The following is a 13,291-nucleotide window of genomic DNA, read 5'->3' as shown; positions in this document are numbered from 1 at the left end:
GGCCAGTGTGGCTGCCGCCACAAAAGATTGCCGATCCTAGCCGATGGTTCCTAAGCTGCACAGCACTGTGCAAGGTGTGTCTCGCACTTTGCCAACGGGGGGGAACACACGATGACACTGCTTGCGATGACGCCTGTCCAAGACATGCACAAGCCGTACCCGCGACGCTGGTCGGCGCTGGTGGTGCTGTGCCTGAGCCTGCTGATCGTGGTCATGGCCAACACGTCACTGCTGGTCGCCGCACCGGCGATGACACTCGACCTGAGCCTGACGAGCAGCGACCTGCAGTGGGTGATCGACGGCTACACCGTCCCCTACGCGTCGTTGATGTTGTTGTGCGGCGTGATCGGAGATCGCTACAGCCGCCGTGGCGCTCTGATCATCGGTCTCATCATCTTCGTCGCCGGTTCGGTGGCCGGGGCGCTCACCGATGCCACCCTCGGGGTGATCCTGGCCCGCATCGTCATGGGTGTGGCCGCTGCCATCGTCATGCCCGCCACACTGTCGTTGCTGGTGGCGACCTTCCCGAAACGGGAGCGCGCCACCGCGGTCACCGTGTGGGCGGCCACCTCGGGACTCGCGATCGCGGCAGGGCCGCTGTTGGCGGGCTGGCTTCTCGAGAGCTACACCTGGCATTCGACGTTCCTGATCAATGTTCCGATCGCGTTGGCCGCCATCGTCGGAGCCGTCGTACTGGTCCCGCCGTCACGGGCCGTCGACCCGGGTGCGATCGACTGGATCGGTGGTCTGCTGTCGGTGCTGGCCGTGTCGACCATCGTGTACGCCATCATCGAGGGGATGCACTTCGGCTGGACGGTCGGGCCGTTGTACTTCGCGCTCGTCGGGCTGCTGTCGGTCCTGGGCTTCGTGGGATGGGAACTGCGCCATCCCAATCCGTTGCTCGACGTCCGAATGTTCTCGTCCCGCGTCCTCAGCGGAGCCACCCTGGCGGTGCTGATCTTCTTCCTCGTCACCTTCGGTGCCATCTACTTCGTCGCGCAATACCTCCAGTTCGCTCTCGGTTTCGGTCCGGTGTCCACCGGCATTCACCTCCTGCCCTTGGCCGGGGCAGTCTTCGTCGGATCCGGAATCACGATGTGGCTCACGCCGAAACTGGGACCCCGCATCACCGTCACCGCAGGCATGGTCGTGGGAACGCTGTCGGTCGTCTCGCTCATCGGGATCGACGCGACGGCAACGTACTCCGACTTCCTTCCAGTACTGACGCTGCTCGGTCTCGCAATCGGCCTGTCCGTCTCGCCCTGCACCGACTCCATCATGGGCGAGTTCCCGGACAGCAAGCTCGGGGTCGGCGGCGGCCTCAACGACACCGCCCTCGAACTCGGCGGATCGCTGGGGATCGCTGTGCTCGGATCGGTGCTCGCCGCGTCCTACCGTCAGGGAATCGAAGGGTTTCTGCAGACCTTCCCCGGCAAGCAGCCGAACGGCCAGTACACCGGGCAGGCGGCGGAAGGGCTTGCCGCGTCTCAGGATTCGCTGGCCGGTGCGGTGATCGTCTCCGACGTCATCCGCGACCAGAATGCATTCCTCAGCGGGTTCGCCGACAATCTCGAAGCCAATGCCGTCGCGGCGTTCGGTGACGCAGTGGTGCACACGAGTGTCGTTGCCGCCGTGATGTTCGGCGTCGGCACCGTGATCGTGGCGCTGCTCATCCCGGCCAAGACTGCGACGGCGTCGTCGGAGAAGATCGCGTTCGAGCCGATCGTCCCCTTCGTCGCACCGCCGGCCAAGGATCCGGCAGCAGATCGAGAGGTCGCGGAGCTCGAACAACTCCTCGAGCGGCCGTCGGCCAAGCCCCAGAAATCCGGTGCACGACACGCTTTGCGAATCGCCGAGGAGACCGCACCGCCGGCTGCACGCATCGTGGCCGAGCCGGCTCTGGTGGACGCCGAGCTCGAGCGTCCCAGCATCTATCAGCTGGCCTCGAAGGTGTACGAACTCGACGCCTCCGTCGCCCGGCAGGCCACGGTGGACAGCAAGTCCGGTGACCGCGTGACGATCCACCAGCTCGCCCTGTCCAACCTGGCGCGCACCCGACGCGTCGAGGCCGAGGAAGCTCTCGACGCTGCGCTCGAATTGAGCGACCTTCCGGTTGCACCCGCACCGGAGCCGGTCGAATCGACCTCGCCGCTGCAGACCTTCTACCAACGGGCCAGCAGACAACAAGCAAACTGCACCGCATTCAAGGAACGCTCGAGCTCCATGTGGGCAATGCCGCTGTAGCTCTTCACTGTCCGCCCGCCCGCCCCATTCGCGTCAATGGACCCTTGCACTCTTCAGACGTATGCAGTGGTTCATTCACGCGCGGCGCATCGCTGCGTCAATGGACCATTGCACCGCCGAGACGTATGCGATGGTCCATTGACGCGGCAGGGGGGGCGGGCGGGGCAGGGGGTCGGCTAGATCAGCACCGCACCGTTCGATGCCGAACCCACCAGCTTGGAGTACTTGGCCAGTACTCCTCGGGTGTAGCGGGGCGGCAGTGGTGCCCAGCCCTGTGCGCGGGTGTCCAATTCGGCTGCGTCGACGAGCAGGTCGAGGGTGCCCTTGCCCACGTCGAGTCGGATCTGGTCACCGTCGCGGACGAAGGCGATGGGACCGCCGTCGACTGCCTCTGGTGCCACGTGTCCGACGCACAGGCCCGTGGTGCCGCCGGAGAATCGGCCGTCGGTGAGCAGCAGGACGTCCTTGCCGAGTCCGGCGCCCTTGATGGCTCCGGTGATCGCGAGCATCTCGCGCATCCCCGGCCCACCCTTGGGTCCCTCGTAGCGGATGACCACGACGTCGCCCGCTGCGATGGTGCCGTCTTCGAGGGCGTCCATGGCCGCGCGTTCACGCTCGAAAACTCGTGCGGTGCCGACGAAGACGTCGGAGTCGAAGCCTGCGGACTTGACCACGGCCCCGCCGGGGGCGAGCGAGCCCTCGAGGATGGTGATGCCGCCGGTCGGGTGGATCGGCTTGTCAAGTGCGCGCAGTACCTTGCCGTCGGGGTCCGGGGGTGCGATGTGAGCGAGGTTCTGTGCCACGGTCTTTCCGGTGACCGTCATGCAGTCGCCGTGCATCAGGCCGGCGTCGAGCAGAGCCTTCATGACCACCGGAACTCCGCCGATCGCGTCGACGTCGGTCATGACGTGCTTGCCGAAGGGCTTGACGTCGGCCAGGTGCGGCACCTTTGCGCCGACTCGGGTGAAGTCGGCGAGGGTCAGGTCCACCTGGGCTTCGTGCGCGATGGCGAGCAGGTGCAGCACCGCGTTGGTCGAGCCGCCGAATGCCATGACGACGGCGATGGCGTTCTCGAAGGCTTCCTTGGTGAGGATGTCGCTGGTGCGGATGCCGCGTCGCAGCAGATCGACGACGGCCTCGCCGCTGGCGTGTGCGAATCCGTCGCGTCGGCGATCGGGAGCGGGGGGAGATGCGCTGCCGGGCAACGACATTCCCATCGCTTCGGCTGCGCTGGCCATCGTGTTGGCAGTGTACATTCCGCCGCAGGCACCTTCTCCGGGGCAGATGGCGCGTTCGATGGTGTCGACGTCGGCGCGCGACATCAATCCGCGTGAACAGGCACCGACGGCCTCGAAGGCGTCGATGATCGTCACCTGGTGCTCGCTGCCGTCGGACAGGGTCGCGAAACCGGGCAATGTGGAGCCGGCGTAGAGGAATACGCTCGCCAGATCCAGACGTGCTGCGGCCATGAGCATTCCGGGCAGCGACTTGTCGCAACCGGCGAGCAGAACGGAACCGTCGAGACGTTCTGCGCTGATGACGGTTTCGACGCTGTCGGCGATCACCTCACGTGAGACCAACGAGAAGTGCATGCCCTCGTGACCCATCGAGATGCCGTCGGACACCGAAATGGTGCCGAATTCCAGCGGGTAGCCGCCTGCGGCGTGGACGCCCTTCTTGACGGCCTTCGCCAGACGTTCGAGCGAGAGGTTGCACGGGGTGATCTCGTTCCACGAGGACGCGACACCGATCTGGGACTTGCCCCAGTCTTCGTCGCCCATTCCGACGGCGCGGAGCATGCCGCGGGCGGCGGTCTTCTCCAGTCCATCGGTGACGTCGCGGCTGCGCGGCTTGACGTCGATGCCTTCGTGGGGATTCTGCGGGGTCGTCATGACACTCCTGAGCGGTCGGCGAAAAATAATTCCTCGGTCGCGTCCCGGAGGTTCCGCTCCTGAGGTCGCATTCACCGTCAACCCTAAACCCGCGGGTTCGGCGCATCACGAACAGTGGTGGCCGAGGTGAGTCCTCGGCGGGATTTCTTCACCGCAAGTCCCCTCCACACAGTGACCAACGGCCCTGTCGTGCACTGCCAACGCGGGTCGACAGTGGTGGGCAGCCATCACCGTGCGGTGGGAGGTCGAGGAGAGACGATGAACGATCAGCCGGATTCTGCCGTGGTGGAGATGTTGGTGGAGCTTGCGTGCCGCGCTCCGTCGGTGCACAACAGTCAACCGTGGAGGTGGGTGTACTCCGAACACGGACTCGACCTGTTCACCGATCGGTCCCGACTGCTCGGGGCGATAGACCCGACCGAGCGGCAGATGGTGCTCAGCTGTGGGGCAGCGCTCGACCATCTGTGCACTGCAGCCGCTGCCTTTCGGTGGACGGCCGACGTCGAACCGATGCCGACGGCCGGTGCGCCGGACCATCTCGCTCGTATTCGATTGACCCACGACGCGCACCCTCGATCGCACGAGTTCGACCTGTTGGCTGCGATCAATCGCCGCCACTCGGATCGCCGGGCGTTCGGTCCGGTGCCGGACAACCGAATTCCCGCGCGCTACGTCGGTCACGGCGACGGAACCGACGACATCCGAACGACGTTCCTGTCCGCCGAGGCCAAGGAGACGCTGGCCACGGCGTCGAGGCTCAGCGCTAGCGTACGAAAGTACGACGCGACGTATCAGGCCGAGATCCGGTGGTGGGCCGGGCACTCGTTCCGATCGGGAGGAATTCCGCCGGAGGCTCTCACCGATCGTGCGGAGTCCTCCAGGGTGCAGGTGGGCCGAGCCTTTCCCGAACCACGCCGAGTCGGCAGAACGGAAACACGAGAGCCGGCGGCGGACGAGTCGACGGTGGTGATTCTCGGTACCGCGTCCGATGAACGCCTCGACTGGTTGCAGTGCGGGCGGGCCTTGTCCGCCTTCCTGCTGGCCGCAACCGCCGATGGTCTTGCGACCTGTCCTCTCACACATATGACCGAGCAGTCGGGCAGTCGACGCCTGGTCAAGTCCTTGGCCGCCGGACAGGGTGCGCCGCAGGTGCTGATTCGGATCGGTGCACCGGCGGTCGGCTCGCCTCTCGCCCCGACCCCGCGACGAGCGGTGTCGTCGGTGCTGTCGGTAGCTGCCCGCAGTACGGCAGGGGGCTCGCGCCGAACCACGTCCCTGTGACCGGGTATCACGCGTCGGACCGGTGACCAAAGGCTCTGTGGCGCGGCCGCTGTCGAGCTGTCCAATAGCAAGCGAGCATCCGAGAACGGATGACCGTCGACGGGCCCGGCCGTGTGGTCCGTCCGGACCGAGGACAGGAGATGGCCATGGTTCTGGAACACCATCAGAAAATCGTCGTGGGCGTGGATGGTTCGCCGAGCAGCATCTGCGCTGCACACTGGGCGGCATCCCTCGCCGAGCGGTTGAAGGCACCGCTGCACATCGCCGGGGCGGTGCAGCATCCCGCGTTCTACCTGGGCGAGTCCGCATCGGTCGTTCCCCTCGACATCTGGGACGAACAGCGTCGGGCGGCAGAACGCATCGTCACCGACGTTGCTGCCGCAGTGCTGGCCCGGCATCCACACAGCGCCGTGACCACCTCCGTGGAGGAAATGCCGGCGTGCTCGATGATGGTCGAACTCTCTCGCACCGCGCGCATGCTCGTCGTCGGCAATTCCGGTTCCGGGCCGATCGTGTCGGCGCTGTTCGGGAGCACAGCACAGCGGACATCGACCACGGCGTGGTGCCCGGTGATCGTGTGGCGCGAGGGAATCGACGCCGTCGACGCACCGATCCTCGTCGGCATCGACGGCAGTGCGACGAGTGAAGCCGCGGTCGAGCAGGCATTCGATCTGGCCTCGCGGTTCGACGTGCCGATGATTGCGGCACATGCCTGGAGCTCGTTGTCCCAGGGTGCCGCCTTGTCTCTGCCAGGATCGCCCGACGACATCGAGATCGAGCGCGAACAGCAGCTGTTGCTGTCCGAGTGCCTCGCCGGGTGGAGCGAGAAGTATCCGGATGTCACCGTGGAACATGTCGTACAGCAGGGCAATCCGGCACACCTGCTGATAGAGCAGTCCAAGCGGGCCGGAATCGTGGTGGTCGGCAGCCACGGGCGAGGAATCGTCGCCAGTGCCCTGTTCGGATCGACCAGCAGCAACCTCACCCGGCATGCACACTGCCCGGTGATGATCTGCAGGGACCGATGACCAACCGTACGGTGCCGAATCGACTGCGCCGCAAGGAAGAACGCCGGCGCATTCTCGACGCGAGCACCGCGGACCGGCTCGCACGCAGCGCGACGCGGGCTCGGTTGATCGGCCACGATCACTTCGGCCCCACCGTCGACGTCGTGCCCTGCATCTGGATCGGGAGTCGGGTGTACTTCTACGCCGAGGGGCGGTCGCAGTTGGGTCGTAGCATGCTCGACTCGTCGGTCGTGCTGGAGTTCGACGCCGAGAATCCGGATCGCGCAACAGTCTCCACCGTCGTTGTGCACGGAATCGCGCGTCCCGTCCTGGATGTGCGAAGAGATGTCCTCGAACAGGCTCTGCCGCGGCCGCATTCGGAGGAACCGCCGATGCACCGCCTGGTCGGAGTGGTTCCTACGTCGGTCTCGGGCGTCGAACTGACATGCCCCGGCCGCACCACCCATCCGACACCGAACCATGCACCGCGGAGGACCACGACGATGAACGACGACGAGGCAGCAGAGATGTCGGGGGCGGTGGTGCTGGGGTCCGAGTCCATCACGGTCGACATCCCGGCGGACACGGGACCGAGAGTCTTTCCGGTGACCACGGCCGCGATCGGGGGCGCGGTCCATGCGGTGATGATCGCGGAGTACGGACCGATCGGTGGAGTCTCACCGGACGGGCATGTTCTCGCAACGGCCGTGCTCGACCGATGGCCGAATGCACGAGTGTTCGAGCGGCGCAGTACCGGTGACCGCGGTGCCGACCCGCGTGGCTACGAGTGCTTCTACGTCGAACTGGACTCGAGCGGCCGCCGATCCGATGCCGATCTCGAAGCGGTGTCCGCCCTCTTCCGCTGAGCGAACTTCGACCCCGAGAACTCCAGTTCGTGACCTTGTGCCCTGTTGCCCCCTCGTCCGCGGCGAAACACTCGAAGGACACACGATTCGGGAGAGTGGGTGGTTGCGGTGTTCGGCTACGACTTCGCTCGCTGGTGGCGCCTGGCACCGTGGAGCACCAATCCTCTGATGCGGGGCCGTGATCGGACTGCGGCTCTCGCTTTCGCGTGCGCGATGGCGGTGATTCTGGGACTCGTCCCCTTCGCCGCGCTGCTCGGATCGCTCACCTACGCCGATCTCGATGCCGCGGCGGCCCGAACGAGCGCCACCACCCAGCAGATCGATGCCCTGGTGACGAGTGAACCCACGCTGCGATCGGAAGACGGTGCCGTCTTCGACCACACCGAGTACTACGCGACCGTCGCCTGGGAATGGCCACCGGGACAGCGGCACAGCGACGAGGTTCGCCTTCCGGACGAAGCCGAACAGGGTGCCACAGTGTCGGTGCGAGTCGATACCGAGGGCAGGTGGGTTGCGGAGCCGTCGTCCGCGACGTCGAATGTCCTGTTGGGAATTGTTGCAGCCGTTGGCTTCTGGGTGGCATGCACGGTCGTTGTCCTCACCTGTCTTCAGGCGACGCGGTACTTCGACCGGCGCGCCAGAATGCGCCAGTGGGACCGCGACTGGCTGAAGTTCGAGACCGAACGTGGTCGAACCAAGGGGGATTCGGCATGAGGGACCTCGGCCACTTCGATGATGGACCGAGTGCTCTGACTGTGGGCGCGGTTGCAGATCTACGTTCGATTCGATTCGACTGCAAAGACAGTCGACCACGAGACGAGGAAGAATCATGAGCAATTCCACCGACCGCATGCTTCCCATCCTGGTGGGCATCGACGGCTCCAGTGAGGCCGATTCCGCGGCGCAGTGGGCGGCGACCTATGCGGCGAAGGTGCGCGCACCCCTGCGTTTGGTTCATGCAGTCCCCGAGGGGGATTGGTACGGATCGGCGGCATTCGTCGACGGCGGTGCGCTGGAGAGGGACCTGCGCACGATCGGACGCAAACATCTCGCCCGCGCTGCGGCCGCGATCCACGAGGCCGCACCCGAGGTGTCCGTCGATTCCGTCACCGCCGATGGAACCATCGCCTCGTACGTCTCGGATGCAGGCGCGGAACTGGTCGTGCTGGGATCGAGAAAGTCGAGCGCACTGAGGGACCTCACTCTCGGCAGCAACACGCTTCGAGCCGGGACGCATGCGCAGTGCCCGGTGCTGCTCGTGCGCAACGCCGTCGACAGCGTCGACCCCGCTCGTCCGATCGTGGTGGGGGTCGACGGAAGTGAGCAGTCGGATCGGGCGCTCGGTGCCGCGCTCGAGATCGCCCACACCCTCGGAATGCCGGTCGTCGCGGTGAACTATTGGGGATTCGCGGCTCAGGCAGGTCTCGGAACCGGATTCGAGGACGTCGATTGGGCGAATATTCGCGCACACGAGAAGCATTGGCTCGAAACGCATGTGGAGACCATGCACGAGAAGTATCCGGATGTTGCGCTGAGCACTGTGAGCGCGCAGTCGAGTCCGACGCGTGGTTTGCGGGCGATGTCCGCGTCGGCGTCGATGCTCGTGGTGGGCTGCCGAGGCCGGGGTGCTGTCCTCGGAACGATTCTGGGATCGGTCAGTCAGAATCTCGTCCACCACGCCGATTGCTCGGTGCTGATCGTGCGATGACCCAGCGCGATGAGTCACGCGGTCCGACGCGAGGCAGGTGGTGGTGAGCCGATGTCGCAGTGCGGTGGGCAGTTCGACGCCTCGTCGCCGGTGCCGCGGATGAGTACCGCCGCGATGACCGCACCGATCACCAGCAGTCCGGCGCATATCAGCATTGCGGTGTGGAAGCCGTCCGAGAACGTCTCCGGGGCAGAGTAATCAGACCCTGCGATACCGGCGAGCGCAGGCAGTGCGGCCACGGCGAGCAGTTGACTGGTGCGGGCCACGGCATTGTTGACTCCCGACGCGATTCCGGCGCGATCGGTGGACACCGCGCCCAGAACCGCTCCGGTCAGTGGGGCCACCAGAGCGGACAATCCGAGTCCGAAGACGACAACCGCGGGCAGAATGTCTGTGGCATAGGTGGATCCGGGCCCGATGCGGAGCATGAGCACCAACCCCAGTGCTGCCAGCAGTGGTCCCACGGTCATCGGAATACGCGGTCCTATGCGTCCGGCGATGCGCCCCGCGCGGGCGGACAGCGCCAGCATGAGAGCGGTGATCGGTAGCGTGGCCACTCCGGCCGCTATGGGCGAGTAACCCACGGCGAACTGCAGCTGCAGCACCAGAAGGAAGAACACTCCGCCCAGGGCCGCGTAGACGGCGAACGTCACGAGATTGGCCGCCAGAAACACTCGCGATGCGAACAGCGACGGCGGGACCAGTGGATCGTGTGAGCGTCGCTCGATCACGACGAACACAGCGACGGCCGCGACGCCGAGAAGCACTGCCGGAACCTGTGATTCGATCAGCCCGTAGGTCAGCAGCCCCAATGCTGCCGCCACCGCCACCGCGCCCGGTACGTCGAGCCGACCGGCCGCATGCGGATCTCGGCTTTCCGGAACATGTTTCGCCGCCACCCAGACCACCACGACGGCGAGCGGGATGTTGATCAGGAACACCGAACGCCACCCGACGGCGTCGACCAACCAGCCCCCGAGCAACGGACCGACCGCCGACGCGACGCCGCCCAGCCCCGACCACAGACCGATTGCAGCTCCGCGATCCTCGGCCTTGATGGAGGCCGATATCAGCGCGAGCGAACCCGGCGTCAGCAAGGCCGCACCGACGCCCTGAAGTAGTCGCGCCGCGATCAGCACCTCGATACTCGGAGCCAGCCCGCACAGCACCGATGCGGCCGCGAACCAGACGGTGCCCCAGACGAACACCCGCCTGCGCCCCAGTCGGTCACCGAGGGAGCCGCCCAACAAGATCAGCGAGGCCAGGGCCAGGGTGTAGCCGCTCAGAGTCCACTGCAGACCGGTGACGCCTGCACCGAGGTCGCGGCCGATAGCAGGCAACGCGATATTGACCACGGTGGCGTCGAGCATCGCCAGAGCCGAACCGAGCACCGTGGCTGCGACGATCCAGCGGCCCCTCGCGCTCGAGAGTGTGATGCCCTCAGCGGTCACAACCGTTCGACGCAGACGACGAAGTTGCGTGAGTCCTTCTCGAATCCGTACAGCGCCGGGTCGGGGCAGTCGTCGACGGACGAGGTGCCCTGCAGGATGGTCACGACGCGGCGGGTGTCGGCACCGGGGGTGGCGCAGTCGATCCGCTGAGCGAATTCACCGACGAGGTCCATGCATCCGCCGACCTGCCAGTCGATGTCGAGGCACAGAGCTCCCTGTTCGATGTCGAAGTAGGTCTCGTAGTAGTACTGATCGGCGTCCTCGGGGCATTCGGCCGAGGTGGGCGTCTTGGCGAAGACGACGTAGTTGGACTCCGCAGACCCGCAGGTCGCGTTGGCGATGGCCGCCTCGTCGACGGTGCCGCCCAGGTTGACGCACTCGCCGATCTCCACGTCGATGTCGACACTGCCGCCGTCGTCGATGTCGGTGGTCGGTGGTGTGGTGGGAGGGTTGGTGGTCGTGGTGGCGGGAATGGTGGCACCGGAGATGGCGACGGCGGTACCGGACACCTCGGAGGCGCACCCGCCGAGTATCAGGGCCGCGCACGACGACAGCGCGAGAACGAGAGCGCGGACCGAACGGTTGGATGACGTCATGGTGAGTCCTGCCCTCGTAGGTTCGAGCGTGCCGTGTCCGTCGACCGTGCTCGTGTAGAAAATATCCGACTCGCTTGTCGGCTGCATGAGGCAGGATGAACTGCGTGGATCTTCCTCTTGCCGTGCCGGTCGCGCCGATGCTCGCCAAAGCCGCGAAAGTGGTGCCCGCCCAGCCCGAAGACGGGCCTGCGGTGTGGTCGTACGAGCCGAAATGGGACGGGTTTCGCGCCATCGTCTTCCGTGACGGTGACGAGGTGGTGCTCGGGTCACGCGGGGGAAAGGACCTGGCCCGCTACTTCCCGGAGTTGGTGGCGGCGATCAAGGCCGAGCTACCCGAGAAGATCGTCGTCGACGGCGAGATCGTCGTACCGCGCGAGAAGAACGGTTCCACGCGCCTCGACTGGGAGTCGCTGTCCGAACGGATTCATCCCGCAGCGAGTCGGGTGACGATGCTCGCGGAGAAGACTCCGGCGCAGTTCATCGGCTTCGATCTGTTGGCCGTCGGCGACGAGGATCTGACGGCCGAGCCGTTCTCGACCCGCCGCGCGAGATTGCTCGACACGGTGGGAACGGGTGGCCCGAGTTGTTTCGTCACCTCCGCCACCGATGATGCGGCCGTGGCCGAGGACTGGTTCGAGCGTTTCGAAGGTGCCGGGCTCGACGGTGTGGTGGCCAAGAAACTCGACGGGATCTATCTGCCGAACAAGCGCGAGATGATCAAGATCAAGCATGCGCGTACCGCGGACTGCGTGTTGATCGGCTATCGAATCCACAAGTCCGGCAACGGTATCGGATCCTTGCTACTCGGTCTCTACGATGGCGACGATCTGCGGATGATCGGCGGTGCGTCGGCGTTCACCGACAAGCGCCGGTTGGAACTGCTCGAAGAACTCGAACCGCTCCGACTCGGTGACGACGTCACGTACGACGGTGAGGCGACCCGCTGGAATTCGTCCAACGACCGCAACTGGATTCCGGTGCGCATCGAGCGGGTCATCGAGGTGGCCTACGACCAGATGGAAGGGGCGCGGCTGCGGCACGTGGCCAGGTTCCTACGCTGGCGGCCCGATCGTGATCCACGCTCGTGTGCCTACGACCAGCTCGAGGTTCCGGTGCGCTACGACGTTGCCGACGTGATTGCCGGGGGACGATAGACATGGCCGCGAAAACGCCTCCCGCGTTCGTGCAGGTCGGCGAGCGCGAAGTACGAGTGTCGAGCCCCGATCGCGTGATCTACGAGGCGACCGAACGTACTCCGGAGATCACCAAACTGCAGGTGTGCGAGTACTTCGCGGCCGTCGGGGAGCCGCTGATGCGGGTGATCGGAGATCGCCCCACCGCGATGGAACGGTGGCCCGACGGCTATCGCGAGGGCATGCGGTTGGCGCTCGGCCCCCAGGACAAGGAGGGCGACGGCTTCTATCAGAAGCGGTTGCCCAAGGGCGCTCCCGAGTGGATAGAGACGGTGAAGATCGCGTTCCCCAGCAAGCGCACCGCCGAGGAACTGTGTCCGTCCGAACCCGCGTCGCTGGTGTGGGCGGCGCAGATGGGTACGTTGACGTTTCATCCGTGGCCGGTCCGTCGACCGGACGTCGACCATCCCGACGAGTTGCGTCTCGATCTCGATCCGCAACCGGGTACCACGTTCTCGGACGCGTTGCGAGTAGCCGATGTGACGCGAGAGCTGTTGGAGGAGTTGGGCTTACGGGGATATCCGAAGACGAGCGGGAATCGGGGTATCCACATCTACGTTCGCATCGAGCCGCAGTACACCTTCGAGCAGGTGCGTCACGCGGCCATCGGTCTGGGTCGAGAACTCGAACGGCGCGACGACGGGGTGACCACCAACTGGTGGAAAGAGGAACGCGGAGAACGCATCTTCATCGACTACAACCAGAACAACCGCGACCGAACCATCGCCAGCGCCTGGAGTCTGCGGGCTCGACCGGGCGCGACGGTGAGCACTCCGATGGCGTGGTCACAGTTGGCCGACGTCACCGATCCACGTGAATACAACCTCGTGACGGTGCCGGAGCTTGTTCGGGACGGCGACCCGTGGGCCGATATGGACGAGCAGGCCTACTCCCTCGAACCTCTTCTGCACCTGTGGGAAACCCTGCCCGGCGGAGAGCTGAACTTCCCGCCCGATTACCCCAAGATGCCCGGAGAACCGCCACGAGTGCAGCCCTCGAAAAAGGTTGCCGAGCACTGGGATGCGGAGGGGAATCGCACGGACAGCTGATCCT

At 65.7% G+C, this 13,291-nt stretch carries 11 protein-coding genes; 8 read left to right on the top strand and 3 right to left on the bottom strand.

Annotated elements, in window-relative coordinates; all coding sequences use genetic code 11:
- Window positions 1-111: 111 nt before the first annotated feature.
- Entirely contained in the window at window positions 112-2,244 is a 2,133-nt protein-coding gene (locus CH306_RS07125) for an MFS transporter (RefSeq protein ID WP_094646126.1), read from the top strand.
- 176 nt (window positions 2,245-2,420) lie between these two features.
- Here the strand turns inward: CH306_RS07125 and ilvD are convergent, their stop codons facing one another.
- On the bottom strand, window positions 2,421-4,136 hold the full coding sequence (ilvD, locus tag CH306_RS07120; RefSeq protein WP_094646125.1) for a dihydroxy-acid dehydratase: 1,716 nt from the start codon (window positions 4,134-4,136) through the stop codon (window positions 2,421-2,423).
- Between the two features lie 258 nt (window positions 4,137-4,394).
- Between ilvD and CH306_RS07115 the strand changes: the two genes are divergently transcribed.
- The 5 genes from CH306_RS07115 (at window position 4,395) to CH306_RS07095 (ending at window position 8,998) form a co-directional block, all read left to right on the top strand.
- A complete protein-coding gene (locus tag CH306_RS07115; RefSeq protein WP_094646420.1) occupies window positions 4,395-5,417 on the top strand; it encodes an Acg family FMN-binding oxidoreductase in 1,023 nt (340 codons plus the stop codon).
- Between the two features lie 140 nt (window positions 5,418-5,557).
- On the top strand, window positions 5,558-6,445 hold the full coding sequence (locus CH306_RS07110; RefSeq protein WP_179277668.1) for a universal stress protein: 888 nt from the start codon (window positions 5,558-5,560) through the stop codon (window positions 6,443-6,445).
- The gene (locus CH306_RS07105; RefSeq protein ID WP_094646123.1) at window positions 6,442-7,290 is read left to right on the top strand and encodes a hypothetical protein; all 849 of its coding nucleotides are present in this window, start codon (window positions 6,442-6,444) and stop codon (window positions 7,288-7,290) included. Before CH306_RS07110 ends, CH306_RS07105 begins: the two co-directional genes overlap by 4 nt.
- Window positions 7,291-7,389: 99 nt before the next feature.
- Window positions 7,390-8,004 (top strand): Rv1733c family protein, encoded by a 615-nt coding sequence (locus CH306_RS07100; protein ID WP_094646122.1) that lies wholly within the window; start codon window positions 7,390-7,392, stop codon window positions 8,002-8,004.
- Window positions 8,005-8,119: 115 nt separating this feature from the next.
- Window positions 8,120-8,998 carry a universal stress protein gene (locus CH306_RS07095; protein ID WP_094646121.1) on the top strand — a complete coding sequence of 293 codons (879 nt, stop codon included), beginning with the start codon at window positions 8,120-8,122 and terminating at the stop codon, window positions 8,996-8,998.
- A gap of 14 nt (window positions 8,999-9,012) precedes the next feature.
- Here the strand turns inward: CH306_RS07095 and CH306_RS07090 are convergent, their stop codons facing one another.
- The gene (locus CH306_RS07090; RefSeq protein ID WP_094646120.1) at window positions 9,013-10,449 is read right to left on the bottom strand and encodes an MFS transporter; all 1,437 of its coding nucleotides are present in this window, start codon (window positions 10,447-10,449) and stop codon (window positions 9,013-9,015) included.
- Complete coding sequence (lppU, locus tag CH306_RS07085; RefSeq protein WP_094629184.1) at window positions 10,446-11,045, bottom strand: LppU family putative lipoprotein; 600 nt, start codon at window positions 11,043-11,045, stop codon at window positions 10,446-10,448. Before lppU ends, CH306_RS07090 begins: the two co-directional genes overlap by 4 nt.
- Before the next feature lie 104 nt (window positions 11,046-11,149).
- On the opposite strand from lppU, the gene CH306_RS07080 reads away from it, so the two are divergent.
- A complete protein-coding gene (locus tag CH306_RS07080) occupies window positions 11,150-12,199 on the top strand; it encodes an ATP-dependent DNA ligase (protein WP_094646419.1) in 1,050 nt (349 codons plus the stop codon).
- A 2-nt stretch (window positions 12,200-12,201) separates the two neighbouring features.
- Window positions 12,202-13,287, top strand: coding sequence for a DNA polymerase domain-containing protein (locus tag CH306_RS07075; protein WP_094646119.1), 1,086 nt, complete (start codon window positions 12,202-12,204; stop codon window positions 13,285-13,287).
- Window positions 13,288-13,291 lie beyond the last annotated feature (4 nt).

The organism is Rhodococcus sp. 15-725-2-2b, assembly GCF_002259075.1.
Taxonomy (GTDB): domain Bacteria; phylum Actinomycetota; class Actinomycetes; order Mycobacteriales; family Mycobacteriaceae; genus Rhodococcoides.
This window is presented reverse-complemented; position numbering and strand designations above follow the sequence as displayed.